The sequence below is a fragment of the Paenibacillus vietnamensis genome (genome assembly GCF_020169515.1).
Lineage (GTDB): Bacteria > Bacillota > Bacilli > Paenibacillales > Paenibacillaceae > Pristimantibacillus > Pristimantibacillus vietnamensis.
On record NZ_JAHMHW010000006.1, the window covers coordinates 114,821 to 130,538 of the forward strand.

Sequence of the window (15,718 nt, forward strand, 5' to 3'; positions counted from 1 at the left end):
CACTCCTCTATATGGATTTGATTAACGCTTTCTGCTCGCTTAACACGCTTTCGACCCTCGTCTCCGCCGTTTTGACTCCGCGCTTCCACACGGTCCGCTGCTCCGGCTTGCCAAGCAGAATGGCCCGTTCCGACGAGGCCGGAAACAGCACCATATCCGCTGAAGCTCCAAGCTTCAGCCCGTAGTCGCCAATGCCCAGTGCCTGCGCCGCGCCGTGCGTCAGCATTCTGATGACCTTTCCGGAGTCCGCTGCGCTGCCCATATAAGCCGTGACCGCCAGCAGCCATGCCGTTTCCAGCGGATCGGCTTTGCCGAATGGCGTAAACGGATTGCGGACATTGTTGACGCCGATTACGACGTTGACGCCCTTCTCCTGCAGCAGCCCGACGGGTGTCAGTCCGCGGCAGCGGCTGACGCCGTCACCCCGGCCATTGATGAACAGATCGGTTGCCGGCAAGGTCATAATGTGAATGCCCGCCCGGCCGATCAGCCCGGCCAACGCTTCCGCCCGCCCCTGCTCCATCGACCCGAGCGAGGTGACATGCCCGGCCGATACCAGCCCCTGCATGCCCGAGGCAATTGTGCGCCCGGCAATGTCGGCAATAGCCTTATGCTCGGGGTTATCCGAGAAATCGGCATGAAAATCGATCGGCTTCCCATGCTTTTCCGCCAGCCTGAAAACGAAATCCAAATGCTCGTGCAGGCTGCCGTCCTGATAGGTGATGCCGCCGACGACATCGCCTCCGAGCCGCATGGCTTCCTCCATGAGCTCGGCCGTTCCGGGGCTTTTATAGATCCCCTCCTGCGGGAAAACGACGATCTGCAAGTCCAGCCAGCGCTTCACCTTCTCCTTCAGCTCCAGCATCGCCTCGAAGGCCGACAGGCCCAGTATCGGATCAACCTCGGCATGACAGCGCATATGGGTCACTCCGCTGCGGACCGCTTCTCGAACGACGGCCAGCGAGCGGGCCGCCATATCCTCGCGGGTGAAGGAGCGCTTCATTTCCGCGGTCATCTTTATCGCATCCTGAAGGGAAGCGGCCTCCTGCTCCATTCTGGACAGCAAGTACGCCTTCTCCAGATGGATATGCGGCTCGATCAGCCCCGGCAGCAGCATGCCGCCTTTTGCGTCCAGCGCTTCGGCCGAGTCGGGCGCAGAGCTGCCGGACGAACGGGCGGCCAAATGAACGATTACGCCCTCTCTTACGCCGATATCGAACGGAGCCGCCTCTTCGTCCGGCAAACGGACATCTGTGATGAGCAAATCCAGCATCGCACTCAGCATCCTTTTATGTCATATTTTCTAACATCAATTCCGTTGAAATGAGCATAACTTTTTCACCGTACAAAGTCATTGGTCATTAAGTATAAAATAATAATAGTCGTTTGGATGAATTGTATAATCATGTCTTTACACGCGGTCAATTTGGTGTTAGTTTTTATGTCATATAGAATTAGGGAGAGGATCAAACATGCTGCTGGAGCAATTGCTTTCGAACGCTGTATTTGCCAAAGCCAAAGTAATAGCGGGGCACGGCGGCCTGCAGCGCACCGTACAAACCGTCAATATTATGGATGCGCCCGATATTATCCGTTTCCTGAGGCCCGAGGAGCTGCTGCTTACGAACGGATACTTTATGAAGGAGCAGGCCGGTATGCTGCTGGAGCTGATGCGGAGCATGGATGCCCTGAAATGCTCGGGACTTGCCGTCAAAACGCAGCGCTTCGGCCTGGAAATACCGGAGGAGGTACTGGCGGAAGCGGACCGGCTTCATTTTCCGATTATTGAAATTTCGTCCGTCGAGCTTTCGCTTGGGGAAATGCTTCAGCGGTCGACGAGCGTCATTCTCGATAACAAAAGTGACGAGCTGCAGTATGCGCTGACCATTCACAAGAGGTTTTCGTCGATGATCATGAAGGGGAACGGCATTCGCGAAATTATCGACGTGCTGGCCCAGCTGCTCCGATCCCCGGTCCTTCTGCTTAACGGCAAGCTTCAGGCGGCGGACCGTTCTCAGCATTTTAAGCAGCCGGGCATGCAGCCGCTGATCGCCGCCGCGGAAGCCGTACTCGAAGGCGTTCCGCCGAGAGCCGCAGCGGCCCAGCTCTGCCTGCTTGACCCGGCGCTCAGCGAATACCGCCATTTGGAGCTTTACCCGATCCATACCTACCGGCACGAGGGTTATCTGATCGCTTTCCAATCGGAGCAAACCGCCTCTAACCAGTATGGCCTGACCCTGGAGCAGGCCTCTAACGTCATCGGCATGGAGATGACGAAGCGTCAGGCGGTAAAAGAAAGATCCCAGCGTTACAAAAACGAGTTTTTCTCCGACCTCCTGGGCGGCCATATCGGATCCGAGCAGGAAGCGCTGCACCGCGGGCGCAAATACGGCTTGACGCCTCAAGGAACCTGGCTGCTCATCGCCGCCCGAAAGGACGAGCCCGGCGGAAGCGCGGCGGGCTCCGGCCCGAAGGCCGCCCTGCCGGAAGAAAGGTCGATCTCCGAGAGAGACGTGCAGTACGATTTGATCAAGAGGCATTTCTCCACGCTTAGTGCAGACTTTGTCATGTTCACCAAAAACGATTTATTCGGCATGCTGCTGTTTATAAAGGAGAAGGAATGGGACGAAACGGCGTTTCTGAAACGGCTCGGCGCGGTGGCGGAGCTGCTGCATGAGAAGTCCCGTCTCAGCCTATCGTTCGGGGTCGGAAACCCGGTGACCAACGTTCTGGATATCGGCTTGTCCTATACGGAGGCGGTCAAGGCGCTGCAAATCGGTTATCAGCTGAAGAAAACAAGGTTCGTTCAATCCTATCAGTCTAAAGACATCAATTTTTTGTTCCGGATGATTCCTAACGACGAGCTGAGGCAATTTTACGAGGAAACCTTCCGTTGCTTTGCGGGAATCGAGGAAGGGGAGAGAAAGGAGCTGCTGCGAACGCTGAGCGTGTATTATGAAACGCAGTGCCAGCTCGTGGAAACATCGAAACAGCTGTTCGTACACCGCAATACGGTTATTTACCGGCTCGACAAATGCGAGAAGCTGACGGGACTCAAGCTGAAGGAGCCGGCCGAGAGCCTTCGTTTTCGAGTCGCGTTCGCCGTCGAGCGCCTACTGCAGGCGAAAAACGATCCGGGGTCATTTTAACGCCGGACCGCGCTTAATAACCGAAAGCAAAAAAGACTGCCTCCGGGCAGCCTTTTTGCTTGCAAGGCCCAAAATCTCAGCCCGGCTATTCCAAATTGGCATGGTTGCCGTACATCGTTTGACCGTTCAGCTCCCGCTGCTCCATCAAACGCAAAATGACGGCGTCGCATGCAAGCAGCAGCATCTGCTCAAACAGCGAACCCATCGGCTGCACGGTAGCGCCCTCGCGGTACGTATGGTCCTTGGCGGCACCGGGCAGCCGCACAACGAGATCCGCAAGTCGCCCGATGGAAGAATCCGGCGACAGCGTCAGCGCCGCCACCTTCCCGCCAAGACCGCGGGCTTTCTCCGCGATCGGTACGATCGATCTCGTCTCCCCCGAGCCGGTCCCGACGATCAGCAGATCGCCCCGGTCCAAGCTGCGGGTAACGGTTTCGCCCACAACATAAACGTCCAGGCCCAGATGCATAAGCCTCATGGCAAAAGCCCGCATCATCAGCCCCGAGCGGCCCGCTCCGGCCACGAAGATGCGGCCCGCAGCGGAAATTTCCGCCGCCAGGCGCTCAAGCTCTTCGTTCGACAGCCGGCTCCCTGCGCCATGCAGCTCATCCAAAATCGCGCCTACGTACGAAGCGGTCTTCATCCCCCGCGATTACCTTTGCGCGATAAGCTGCTTCATTTCCGCTGCGGCAGCCTTCTTGTCCTCTTGGGAGGTAATGCCCCCGCCGACGATCACGAGATCCGGCGCGGCCGCGATAACCTCCGGCAGCGTGCTGAGCTTAATGCCGCCCGCTACGGCTGTTTTCGCGCTTTTCACGACACTTTTAATGGTGCGCAAATCGTCGAAGGAATTTTGTCCGGCCGCTTGAAGATCGTAGCCTGTATGCACGCAAATATAGTCCACACCGAGGGAGTCGACCTGCGCGGCGCGTTCCGCCAAATTTTTGACGGCAATCATGTCGACGAGAATTTGCTTGCCCTGCTTTCTTGCTTCCTCTACCGCTCCCTTGATGCTTGCATCCTCGGCCACGCCTAATATCGTTACGATGTCCGCACCGGCCTCGGAAGCTTTCATCACCTCGTAGCCGCCGGCATCCATAATTTTCAAATCCGCAAGCACCGTCATGCCCGGAAAAGCTTCTTTAATCGCTTTAACCGCATGCAGGCCTTCGTTAATGACAATCGGAGTTCCGATTTCCACAACGTCCACAAAAGACTCGACTTCCTTTACGACTTCGATCGCACCTTGAATATCTACCAGGTCCAGCGCTAATTGCAATTTCATGTATCGTTCGCTCCTCATCCGTTTTATTCGACTGACAACCCCCATTCTAGACAGATGCAGTCAAAAAAAACAGTACGCACTTTCATGTAACGTAGTTACCGTTTGGGTACTACGAGGAGCCTTGCCGGCTAATTTTCCGGTTTCTGCGCCGCCGTCGCCGTCCGCCGCTGATGCTGATCTCCCCAGGCGGACATGGCATTTAGCAGCTCCTTGACGGTTAAACCGTACTCCGTTAAGGAATACTCTACCTTAGGCGGAACCTGCGAATAGATTTTGCGGTGGATGATCGCATCCTCCTCCAGCTCTCTTAGCTGCTGCGTAAGCATTTTTTGCGTGATGGACGGCATTTCCCTTTTTAACTCGCCGAAGCGATGCGTCCCCTCGGTCAGATGGCAGAGAATGACGGGCTTCCACTTGCCGCCGATTACCTTTAAGGTCAGCTCTACCGTTTCTTTAAAATGCAGATCTCCCAGACGAAACCGACTCCTTCCAATAGCAGATAGTTAGAAAATGGCTGTTGCTTTCCTATTCATATTAACACGACAAATCCCTCTCCATCCGGGAGAAGGATTTATTTTATTCCCATTCCAGTTTTTGTAGGTTAATGTCACTTTTCCTCACATAAATTTAAGAAAAATGTCAGATTGGTTGAACTCGGCAATTGACTCCGGGCTCCTTTGCATGAAATAATAATTATAAACAGATACAAGCTTTATACCGGGAGGGAAACATTAATGTCCATAGTTCCAGGTTTGTTGGAGTTTAACAAGAAGTTTGTCGAAGAAAAGCAGTATGAAGCCTATTTGACCGATAAATTCCCCGAGAAGAAGATTGTCGTGCTTACTTGCATGGATACCCGTCTTGTCGAGCTGCTTCCTAAAGCCATGAATCTTAGAAACGGAGACGCCAAGTTTATTAAAAATGCCGGCGCCGTTCTGACGCAGCCTTTCGGCAGCGCAATGCGCAGCATTCTCGTTGCGATCTACGAGCTCAAAGCTCAAGAAGTGCTTGTCATCGGCCATCACGGCTGCGGCATGACAAATTTGGATACGCAAGGCCTGGTTGACAAATTCATCAATATCGGTGGCGTAGATCCGCTGGTGATCGAAACGCTGGAAAATTCGGGCATCCACATGGACAAGTTTTTGCGCGGCTTCTCGAACCCCGAAGAGGGCGTCATGCACAGCGTGAAAATGATCCGCAATCATCCGCTGTTCCCGAAAGCCACTCCGGTGCACGGCTTCATCATCTCTCCGGAAACGGGCGAATTGGAGCTGCTTGTTGAGGATTACCGCGAGGAAGAATAATCCCGCAACTAACTGAATCTGATCTCGGCCACGACGCCGCTTTCGATAAAGCCCAGCTTTTTGTAGACTTTATTGGAGGCGGCGTCACTTTTGTCGGCGTATAACATCGGCTCCAGGTTCTCCTCCTGCAGCAGCTGGCTCAGCTGTGCGACGAGCGCGCTCGCATACCCGTTGTTGCGCATCACCGCCGGCGTAAAGACCGCATTGATGCGGCCATGCCGCGGAGAACGGTGGGCGATGTTCGCCATAGCCGCGGGAAGCTCGTCCACAACCCAAAAGTATAATCCGCCTTTCATGATCATCCCCTCGGCGGTAGCAAGCTGACTGGCAGGCACGACCGCCGAGCCGTACGCGCTTTCGGAGAAGCCGGCCAGAAATTCCGCCGCAACCTCCCTATGCCGGGGATCCGCCTTCAGCAACTCCCCTTTCATTTTGACAGGCTTCAGCACCTTCGGGCAGACATACGCTTGCATGTTCATATACGCTTTATGCTTTAGCCTTTTGGAGCCGCAATACAGCTTGGCGAACGGCTCGGCTGCGCGGGACGCTCCGCAAATGCCCGATAAGTCCATATCCTTGCAATGCTCCACCAGCTCCAAAAGCAAAGCTTCCCTGCGCTCTTCGGTCAAATCCTCCGACAGCCACAGCCAGCCGTTATGGCCGGGCGTTGCTGCGAACAGCATTCTCCCGTCCGGCGTTTTCCAGGCTTCGGCCTGCTCCATTCCGGTAATCAGGTGCAGCAGGTTGTACGGCACCTCATCCTTTAGAAAAGGCATCTGGTGCAAGACATCGTCGCCCGCTCCCAGTTTCTCCAGCATAGCTGCCCACCTCCTCCTTTCGACGGACAGCGCACAACACCTCACACCGTCCGGTTCCGTAATAATCCATTACCCCGTTCATCCTCCTGTTTAACCCGCTTACTTGTAAAAATCGTCGTTCGTCAAGTCCGTATTGATCCCGATCGCCGCCTTGCTACCTTCTCCAGCCGCAATCACAAGCTGCGCCGGCGAAATGACCGACGCATCGCCCGCGGCATAGACGCCTCTCGCGGTCGTTCGCCCGAACGCATCCGTCACAATGCCGCCCTGCTGCGTCATGGCGCAGCCCAAGTCTGTGCCGAACGGGACTGCGTGATCCCAGAGCGGGGAGACAAAGCCGCCCGTACGGGCGATCTCCTCGCCATTGTCGAATACGATGCTTTTCAGCCTGCCGTTTGCGCCGGTCAAAGTCCGGATCCGCCGCCGGTTCACCTGAATGCCCTTGCGCGCCAATTGCCCCAGCTGTTCTGCGCTGAGGCTGTCGCGGCCGTTGGTGCAGACAAGCAGGTCACTGCTCCAGTTGGAGACGATTTGGGCCGTTTGGAACGCGTTAGCGCTTTCCGAGATGACGGCGATCGGCCGGTCCCGCAGCTCCCATCCGTCGCAGTAAGGGCAGCTGAACAGGCTGCAGCCGTAATAGGCATGTATGCCCGGTACCGGCGGCAATTGCTCCTTTAATCCCGCTGCGAGCAGAACCGTCCGGGCAAAGTAGCCCACCCCGTTGCTTGTATCGACCTGAAAGCCTCCTCCAGGCCGCGCTTGCACGGACACCGCCTTATCCGGCTTAACCGTCACGCTCGGATACCGCGCGAGATCCCGATGGGCAAGCTGGCGGAACCGTCTCGGATCGATGCCGTCCCTTGTAATAAAACCATGAGAGTGCCTTGTTACGGCGTTCCTCGGGCGGTTATGGTCCAGCAGCAGCACATGCCTTCTTGCCCTGCCGAGCACCAGCGCCGCGTTCAAGCCCGCCGGCCCCCCTCCAATAATGACGCAATCCAGCCACATGTCGATCACCCCCGTCCCTATAGAAAAAAGGGGTAGTGTATACCACATTATATCGTGTAAGCTGAGATCTCATGCTAAGCTGTATACCTTTTGGCGTATTGGACGTCCTATATGATGAGGAGGGCAGAGATGAAGCGCCATCGGTTGCATGCTTTTTTACAAGAAAAAAGAAATCAAATGATCGTTTACTTGCTCAGGCACGGGGCGAGCCGCGAAGATGCCGAGGACATCGTACAGGATTCGATGCTTAAGGGTTTTCTTTATCTTGATTCCATCGATCCGGATAAATTTTCGGCATGGCTGTTCAAGGTCGCGATAAACCGCTACTTCGATATGTGCAGGCGTAAGAACCGGCAGGTCCATCTGTCAATCGACTCGATCACGCTGCCCGCATCCGAATGCGGACCTGAATTGTCGTATATTAGACAGGAAACAAGAGAAGAGATCCAATCCACGCTCGGCGGACTATCCGATCTGTCGAAGCGGCTTCTTATTTTAAAGTACGATTTGCATTTGTCCTACAAAGAAATCGGCGTCATGCTTGAACTGAAGCCGGAAACCGTCAAAACCTACTTATACCGTGCAAGAAAGCAATTCGAAGCCCATTACAGGAGGGAAAATGATCATGATGGATAAAGAGAGGCCTTTTGATGAAAGGGAGACGAAAGCCGATGAAGCCGAAATGGAGTTCACGGGTCTGATCCGCAGCGCCCGTCGTAAAACACTGCTGCGCAATGCCATATTATCCATCTTGGCCGCCGCTGCTCTGCTTATATTCGTAACACTTGGTAATACATATGCGTTGAACAAAAGCTCAACGGGTGCAATGATGGACATACAAGCGATGAGCCGCATCCAAGGGGCAAACCTCAATCTTACGGATTACCATGAAATGCCCGGATTGTGGAGCGGAAGCATCACATACGGAACGTACAAAATTATTGAGGGCATTCCGATCCCTTCGAGCAGCCGGCAATTCAAATACAATGCGCTCGGCCATTTCTCCAACCCGGTCGGGGGAAAGTCCGAAATACTAAATCTTTCAACGCCAGCTGCCGGAAGCAGCGCGTTTCCGGGAGGAAGCAGGCCTTTTAATGACAAAACGGGTCAGCGGGAAATGGTGTTTTACCATCCTGGAATCGAATATAACCGCTATGTGAATGATCTCGAACAGCTTTCAAGTATGCGTCCCGAGCATCTGGTGGAGCTAGGCGTCTCCTTTGACCGTGATGACTATTCCGCGGACGAAATTACGGCTATGCTTCCCGAAGGCGTCCATGCAGCCTGGTACTGGGTGGATACGTTTGAATACGAAAGGATTGATAGCATGCAAACGAGTGAAATTGATAGTCCGATTGCCGCTGTCGATGCATATGGTTTTTCAGCTTATGAAGACCTGAATAACCAATCCCCGAACAATGAATCCGATTTCATAAAACTGGTTGAGCAGGGTCTTACGCTAAACGGGAAATACGAAGAGGAGTTCAACCGTATCTACACACTTCTAAAAGGCGGGAAAACCGTACCGGACGCAGCAAATGTCAAGATCATCGGAGCGGTATTGACGGGGTCTCCGGAAGCTTTGCATCAGCTGGAAGGAATGCCGTACGTGAGAGCGGCCGTGCTAGGTGCGGTGACGGAGCTTTATTAATTCAAACAGCCCGCGGACGCTCTGCCAAGCGTCTGCGGGCTGTTATGCTATGGCCCTATGGTTGAACCGATCAAGTCCCAAAAAACCGCAATACACCGTCCCACCGCCACTGCCCGTAGTAGGAGTCGGCCTGGTCAAGGCCGGTCAGCCAGGTTTTGGCCTTGGCGCCGTTCGGCCGAGCGACGATGACATTGGCGAGCTTAGCATCGCTTCTGACCCAGGACAGCCTGCCCGCCATCGCCAGCGGCTGAGGGTTGTAATCGCCGAACGCCGCCGCGGGCTTCGTGACGGCGGTCTGCATGCCGTCGGCCAGCTTCACGCTCAGCAGATGAGGATTGTGCCGCCCGTTTCCGGCCGCACCCGCACTCAGCTCCTTCGCCCGCGATACGACGATATGCTCCGCCCCCTGCCAGGCGAAGTCATTATCGACAAAGCCGCCCGGCGTGTACGTTCCGGACTTGCCCGTCACGACGTCCAGCACCTTCAGCCGCTTGTTGCTGCCCGCCTCCCGTCCCGGCCCTTCGATATAGGCAAGCATCGCGTCCTTCGGCCCCCATTCAAACCACTGCTCGTTGTTCACCATCTGGTCCAGCGTCCGGAAAACGACGCCGTCAGCCGACAATGCGCACAGCGTATTAGCGTCAGCCGATAACGAAGCCGTCGGCGTCGCCAGAAAGGCGATCCATCGCCCATCCGCCGACCACTTGAAGGAGCTTGTGCCGACGGCAAAAAAATCATCCGACTGTTTCGGAAGCACATGCACCTTCACATATTGAGACGGGTCACTCAGCTTCGTCAGAGGAATGCGGTACAGAATGATTGGCGTCCAGCCGTCCGGCAGCAGCTCGGACCGGGTCGAGACAAGGAAGCCGCTTCCGTCCGGCAGCCAGGCGAAATTACCGATGCCCTCCGCGCTCTCCAGCGGCCTATCCGGCTGCATCGCCTCGGCAACCTGCAGCCGGTCTCCGGTCAGATAGGCCAGCTTGTCCGCTCCCGGCGCCCACTGAAAGCTTCGCCCGCCCGCCGCAGCAACCCTCCTGCTTTGACCGCTGCGGGTATTGAGCACCCACAGCTCAGGCTCGGCCTCCCCCTTCGCATAAGCTAGCCATGCCCCGTCATACGACCATTTCGGGTTGCGGATATGCGGGCCGTCCGCGAGCTTGGTTTCCCGGCCGCCCGCCTTCACCCACAGATTCCCCCCTCGGACGAAGGCCGCCAGAAGCCCGGCGTCTTCTTTGGCGGCGGACACGGAACCGGCCGCACATACAACGGCAACGGCTATCGACAGCAGACATAATCCGATTTTTTTGCGCATCCCAATCTTCCTCCCTTTTCCCATACGTTTCCCTTATCGGAAGGAAAAATACAGAAGAGAATCGAATTCGGAGCGCAAAAAAACCAGCCGCCGTCTATTGAGGAGCAGAGCTGGTCTTCTTATTTCCGCCGCCAAGCACGGAGTCGATAATTTGATTAAGCTTAGCCGACGCAACGGGCTTGACGATAAAATTTTTGGCGCCCAGCCAGATCGATCTCATGACGGAGCCGCGCTCCGTATTTCCGCTGATCATCACGATCTTCGCATCGGTGAAATGGTATAGAATTTTCCGGAGCGCCCTGATGCCGTCCATTCTAGGCATTTCCACGTCCATCGTGACAAGATCCGGCTGAAGCCTCAAATACTGCAAATAAGCCTCCACGCCGTCCTCCGCTTCCCCGACTACCTGATGGCCCGCCTCTTCCAGCATCTTTCTAAGCGCATCTCGCTCGAATTTGGAATCATCCACAACCAGAATCGTTGCCATAACCCTCATCCTCCCGGCAATTCCCTTTTTTCCCATTATACCTCCAGGCTCTGAACCAGTTCTGAACAAAGGATTACGGTATCCGGAGATCGAATTAGTAAGGTACAATCGACATAAGGAGCTTTTGGAACAAAAAATGAGAGCGATACTAGTGGATGATGAAAAACCGGCGCTGCTGCATATGGAAAGATTGCTGAACATGGAAGGCCGCTTGACGGTTCTTGGCAAATTCACGACCGTAAGGGAAGCGCTGGATTATATCGCACGGGAAAAAACGGACGTCGTCTTTCTGGATATCGGAATGCCGGAAATGAACGGACTGGAGGCCGCCCGCTACTTCGAGCAAGCCGACAGCCGGATCCGCATCGTGTACGTCACCGCCTATTCCGAGTATGCCATCGAAGCCTTCGAGCTGAATGCCATCGATTATTTGCTTAAGCCCGTAAGCCCCATCCGGCTTGCCAAGACGATCAGCCGGCTTCTGAAATACGCCCGGCCTGAAGCGCCGGACGCCGCAGAGCCCGCCGCACCGCGCGGCGAGCCGATGATCTCCGTCTTTCAACGGATGGAATTCCGCGGGGGCGGGACGAAGCTCAAATGGCGCACCGCCAAAGCGCAGGAGCTGTTCGCTTATATGCTCCATCAGAAAGGGAAATGGATCGATAAGGATCAAATTCTGGAGCTGCTTTGGCCGGACATGCCTTCCGACAAATCCATGACCTACCTGCATACCTCCGTCTATCAAATCCGTAAGCTGCTGAAGGAGTGGGGCGCCGGCGCGTCCGTCGAATACGCCCAGGACTGCTACCGCCTGACGGCCGAGCATGTGCTGACGGATGCGGAGCTTCTCGAGCAGGAGCTGTCCGCCTGCACCGCAGCCGAAGCGGACAAGCACCGCTGCAGCCGGATTATGAGCCTTTATACCGGCCCTTACATGTACGAAAACGACTATGCCTGGGCCAAGGCCCGACGGGAGCAGCTGCATCAGAAATATATGGACTTTCTGCTGACCTACTCGCAAGCCGCCATGGAGGCGGGACGCCCGGCGGATGCGCTGCAGCCTTTATTGGACGCACAGGAGAAGGATCCTTATTCCGAGGCGCTTTGCCGGATGATTATGGCTGCCTACGCAGGCCTGGGGGAATTCAGGCAGCTGCAGAGCTATTACGCATCGTTCTGCGAGCTCATCGGCCGGGAGCTTGGCGTAGAGCCCGAGCCTCATACCGCAGAAGCATTCGGCCGGCTAATGAACGCGTCCGGAGGATGACGATTTCGGGATCTCAAAGCTGACCGTCGTACCGCCGGGCTGGCTGCTTTCGATTTGCAGCCCTTTGCCGTAGAGGGTAACTAGCCTTCTTTGGATGTTTTTGAGGCCTACCCGGCCGCCGCCCTCGTCGGAGAGCACTTCGGACAGCCTCTGCGGGGACATGCCCGCCCCGTCGTCGGCTACCGACACGCGTACCCCTTCGTTCGTTTCCCGGATCGAGAGGCGGACGGTTCCTCCGGCTTCCTTCTTCGTGACGCCGTGGTTCACCGCATTTTCAACGATCGGCTGGATGCATAGGAGGGGAATGAGCGCATGGCCGTCGCCAGGCGCGTCGATTTCCACCTTCAGCCGCTCATCGAACCGGGCCTGCTCCAGCGCCAGATAGGACTGAACGAGCTCCAGCTCCTTCTCGACGGTCGTCAGCCGGTCACGGTCCCGGAAGTCGAAGCTGCCGCGCAAAAACTGGCTCAGCTCGATCAGCAGCCCCATCGCCTTGTACGGATCGGCGGGGCAAACGGCGATAATCGTATTGAGCGCATTATACAAAAAATGAGGCTTGATCTGCGCCTGCAAAAACGCAAGCTCCGACTGAATGGCCTTCCGTACCGACTGCCGAAGCTCGAGCAGCGTGCGGACGCGGGTGCGCAGCTCTCCGGCATCGACCGGCTTGCCGAGAAAATCGTTGATGCCCGCCTCGAAGCCCGCCCTGATATCTCCCGGCCGGCCCCTGGCCGTCAGCAGCAGCACGGGCAGCTCGGAGAGCATGTACGTTTTGCGGATGATACGCGTCAGCTCAAGTCCTGACATGACCGGCATCATCCAATCGGTCACGACCAGATCAAATTCCTTCTCGCGCAGACGGTTCAGCGCCTCCGCCGCGCCGCTTACCGCCGTCACCGCGCAGCGCTCCAGCGACAGCAGATTGATGAGCACCTGCCGGTTAACCGGGTCGTCATCGACGACGAGAACGCGGAATTCGGAAGCGGGAAGCAGGGGCGCAGCGGACTCCAGCTCCTCCCGGACCGCTCCATCCGCCGTGTCAGCCTTGTCCTGCAGAAGCTGGGCTCCCGCCGCCGCTTCAGCCTCACCGCTGTCCTCCGCAACGGGAATGGTGAACGTGAAAGCAGAGCCGCGGCCCAGCTTCGACTCCACCTTGATGATTCCGCCGTGCAAATCGACAAGCTTTTTGGTGATGCTGAGTCCCAGCCCGTTCCCCTCATATGCCCTCGGGACCGACAGCTCCTCGGGGCCGGCAGGCTCGAACAACCGCTGAAACCGGTCGGAGGATATGCCGAGCCCCGTGTCTACCACTGTAACCTCGACAAAACCGCCCGCTCTGTGCGCGGAAAGCTGAATTTCCCCATGGCTCGTAAACTTGGCCGCATTGCCAAGCAAATTGTACAAAATTTGACGCAGCCGGTCCTCATCCGCGATTAGACGGGGCAGCCGCTCCGGCCAATTTTGCACCAGTCGGACATCCTTCTTGAGCAGCAGATGGGAGATGACCTCCACGACCGACTCGGCAACCGGCTGCAGCTGCACCGCTCTCCGCCGCAGGCGGATTCCCCCGTTCTGCAGCTGGGCGAAATCGACCAGATCGTTAATCAGCACGGACAATTGCTTTCCGGTCGTCACGATCATCGACAAATTCTCCGCCTGCTTCTTGTTCGCGAGCGAGCCTGCCGCACCTTCAAGCATCGATTCCGCGATATTGACCATGCCGTGGAGAGGGGTGCGGAGCTCGTGCGACGTATTGGCCATGAACTCGTCCTTCAGGCCGTCCAGCGTCTGCAGCCTCTTCGAGAGAGCTTCCACCTCGCGCAGGGACATCGAGAATTTTTTGCCTAGCAGCAGAGCTTGCGTAATGACGAATAACACGATTTCGTAAGGGATGATGACCTGCTCGTTCAGAATGCCCTGAACCTGCAGGATGCTCATCACGAACACCATCAGCAAACACTGCGCGCTTATCAAAATATAGGAAAATCCGTAATATCCCCGGCGCAAACCCTCGAGCATCAAATTTACCGCGTAGCATACGGAAATCAGTCCGTTAATGACGATAATGCTTTCGAACCGGACGAATTCATAGCCCGGCAGGAACAGAGCAAGCGCGACGAACACGATCGTCACCCATTTCGCATAGACGATCAACCACCTTGGCACAAGGCCCGGCAGCAGAGCGTCAACGGCCCGGACCAGAAAATAATAAATAAGATTGGAGCCTATGCTCTGCTGCTTCAGCACGATCGAGTACGGAATGGACGGAATAAAAGCGGCCATGAGCTTTTCTCCCTGCACCAGAAAATACACGATGGAAGCCAGGCAATACAGCCCCATGTAGAGCAGGGACTTCTGCTCCTTCCGCATCCGGTACAGCAGCAGGAAAAAAATTGCCGGCACAAGAATGCCCGCCAGGATGACCGCGTCCTTAAATACGGCCAGCTCTCTCGCTTTTAAGATCGAAGCCTGACTTCCGAACAGAACGGGATGAATGATACCGCCTGTGGAGTAGCTGTAATTGGTCACCTGGATAATTAAATCGACCGTACCGCCCTTAACGGACGCGAATCCGACATAGGGGATGTTCCCTTGCGTATTTTTGTCGGGGGACGCTTCCGGAGCGCCGCTTGACCCTATTTCCCTTCCATTCATGAAAATCCGGTTTGCCATGCGGATATTGGTCGTTCGGATGCCGTACACCGACTCCGATTCGTCGCCAAGTTTCATCCGAAGCCGGTAGGTCGCATATCCGACGGCCGTCTTTTTTCCGTCTTCGTCTTTTAATTTCTTGTTCCAATTGCCCGGCACCTGGATGGTTTCCGCCCGAACACCGCCTTCGGCATCCAGCCGCTCCATATCTGACGGAGTCAGCAGCTGTCCCGGATAAAACGTCCACTCCCCGTTCAGCTGAACCGTGCCGCCGTTCCTTGAATTCCAGCGGGACAAATCCAAATAGCCGTGCTCCGCCTGAACCTGGTTGTAGGCGGGAAGGACGACCTGGATCAAAAAATAAACCGGCAGCAAAATGGTGACGGTTAAAGAAGCGAATAACTGGATTCCGCGTTTGCTCATGGGCTCGACTCCTTGATTGTTGACGCTTCGACTGCGCGCCCGGGCGTGCGCCCGTCCGCCTCTCCAAGCCGCTAGTCATGGATCGGATCAGGCGCTCCGCTGCCAGGACTCCGAGTCCTCGACAAAGCTCTTCCTTATTCCTTCGCCGCCCCTGCCGAAAGTCCTGTTTGGCTGGACGGTCGGCAGTAGCTGGATTTGATGCATCTATTTCGATCCGCATGACCTCTGAACGCAAAATAACTGTATTCGTGGTATCTAATGCAGCTCAAATACCCGTATGGGGCTCATTTGCTGCAATTTAGATACACGGAATACAGTTATTTCTTACCAATGAAGCAATATGTCGAATTTATATG

General features: G+C 55.9%; 14 protein-coding genes. 5 read left to right on the forward strand and 9 right to left on the reverse strand.

The window, feature by feature from the left end; translation table 11 throughout:
- Positions 1–7: 7 nt before the first annotated feature.
- On the reverse strand, positions 8–1,273 hold the full coding sequence (locus KP806_RS14445; RefSeq protein ID WP_224724406.1) for an amidohydrolase family protein: 1,266 nt from the start codon (positions 1,271–1,273) through the stop codon (positions 8–10).
- Positions 1,274–1,472: 199 nt separating this feature from the next.
- Here KP806_RS14445 and KP806_RS14450 point away from each other — a divergent pair, with 199 nt between their 5' ends.
- A complete protein-coding gene (locus KP806_RS14450) occupies positions 1,473–3,149 on the forward strand; it encodes a PucR family transcriptional regulator (protein ID WP_224724407.1) in 1,677 nt (558 codons plus the stop codon).
- 85 nt (positions 3,150–3,234) lie between these two features.
- On the opposite strand, the gene hxlB is transcribed toward KP806_RS14450, so the two are convergent.
- The 3 genes from hxlB to KP806_RS14465 all read right to left on the reverse strand — a co-directional run bounded on the left by hxlB (position 3,235) and on the right by KP806_RS14465 (position 4,907).
- Positions 3,235–3,792 (reverse strand): 6-phospho-3-hexuloisomerase, encoded by a 558-nt coding sequence (hxlB, locus tag KP806_RS14455; protein WP_224724408.1) that lies wholly within the window; start codon positions 3,790–3,792, stop codon positions 3,235–3,237.
- Positions 3,793–3,801: 9 nt separating this feature from the next.
- On the reverse strand, positions 3,802–4,434 hold the full coding sequence (hxlA, locus tag KP806_RS14460) for a 3-hexulose-6-phosphate synthase (RefSeq protein WP_224724409.1): 633 nt from the start codon (positions 4,432–4,434) through the stop codon (positions 3,802–3,804).
- Between the two features lie 128 nt (positions 4,435–4,562).
- Positions 4,563–4,907 (reverse strand): winged helix-turn-helix transcriptional regulator, encoded by a 345-nt coding sequence (locus KP806_RS14465; RefSeq protein ID WP_224724564.1) that lies wholly within the window; start codon positions 4,905–4,907, stop codon positions 4,563–4,565.
- A gap of 261 nt (positions 4,908–5,168) precedes the next feature.
- On the opposite strand from KP806_RS14465, the gene KP806_RS14470 reads away from it, so the two are divergent.
- Positions 5,169–5,741 (forward strand): beta-class carbonic anhydrase, encoded by a 573-nt coding sequence (locus KP806_RS14470; RefSeq protein ID WP_224724410.1) that lies wholly within the window; start codon positions 5,169–5,171, stop codon positions 5,739–5,741.
- Between the two features lie 8 nt (positions 5,742–5,749).
- Here the strand turns inward: KP806_RS14470 and KP806_RS14475 are convergent, their stop codons facing one another.
- On the reverse strand, positions 5,750–6,559 hold the full coding sequence (locus KP806_RS14475; protein WP_224724411.1) for a GNAT family N-acetyltransferase: 810 nt from the start codon (positions 6,557–6,559) through the stop codon (positions 5,750–5,752).
- Positions 6,560–6,658: 99 nt separating this feature from the next.
- Positions 6,659–7,567, reverse strand: a complete 909-nt coding sequence (locus tag KP806_RS14480) for an NAD(P)/FAD-dependent oxidoreductase (RefSeq protein WP_224724412.1) — start codon at positions 7,565–7,567, stop codon at positions 6,659–6,661.
- Positions 7,568–7,696: 129 nt separating this feature from the next.
- On the opposite strand from KP806_RS14480, the gene KP806_RS14485 reads away from it, so the two are divergent.
- Positions 7,697–8,203, forward strand: coding sequence for an RNA polymerase sigma factor (locus tag KP806_RS14485; protein ID WP_224724413.1), 507 nt, complete (start codon positions 7,697–7,699; stop codon positions 8,201–8,203).
- Entirely contained in the window at positions 8,193–9,218 is a 1,026-nt protein-coding gene (locus KP806_RS14490) for an anti sigma factor C-terminal domain-containing protein (RefSeq protein WP_224724414.1), read from the forward strand. The genes KP806_RS14485 and KP806_RS14490 overlap by 11 nt, the downstream gene beginning before the upstream one ends.
- 70 nt (positions 9,219–9,288) lie before the next feature.
- Here KP806_RS14490 and KP806_RS14495 read toward each other — a convergent pair whose 3' ends face one another.
- Both KP806_RS14495 and KP806_RS14500 read right to left on the reverse strand, forming a co-directional pair.
- Positions 9,289–10,533, reverse strand: coding sequence for a hypothetical protein (locus tag KP806_RS14495; RefSeq protein ID WP_224724415.1), 1,245 nt, complete (start codon positions 10,531–10,533; stop codon positions 9,289–9,291).
- A gap of 94 nt (positions 10,534–10,627) precedes the next feature.
- Positions 10,628–11,020, reverse strand: a complete 393-nt coding sequence (locus tag KP806_RS14500) for a response regulator (RefSeq protein ID WP_224724416.1) — start codon at positions 11,018–11,020, stop codon at positions 10,628–10,630.
- A 136-nt stretch (positions 11,021–11,156) separates the two neighbouring features.
- On the opposite strand from KP806_RS14500, the gene KP806_RS14505 reads away from it, so the two are divergent.
- A complete protein-coding gene (locus KP806_RS14505) occupies positions 11,157–12,287 on the forward strand; it encodes a response regulator (protein ID WP_224724417.1) in 1,131 nt (376 codons plus the stop codon).
- On the opposite strand, the gene KP806_RS14510 is transcribed toward KP806_RS14505, so the two are convergent.
- Positions 12,264–15,362: a hybrid sensor histidine kinase/response regulator gene (locus KP806_RS14510; RefSeq protein ID WP_224724418.1), complete on the reverse strand. Its 3,099-nt coding sequence runs from the start codon at positions 15,360–15,362 to the stop codon at positions 12,264–12,266. The genes KP806_RS14505 and KP806_RS14510 overlap by 24 nt on opposite strands.
- Positions 15,363–15,718: the final 356 nt, after the last annotated feature.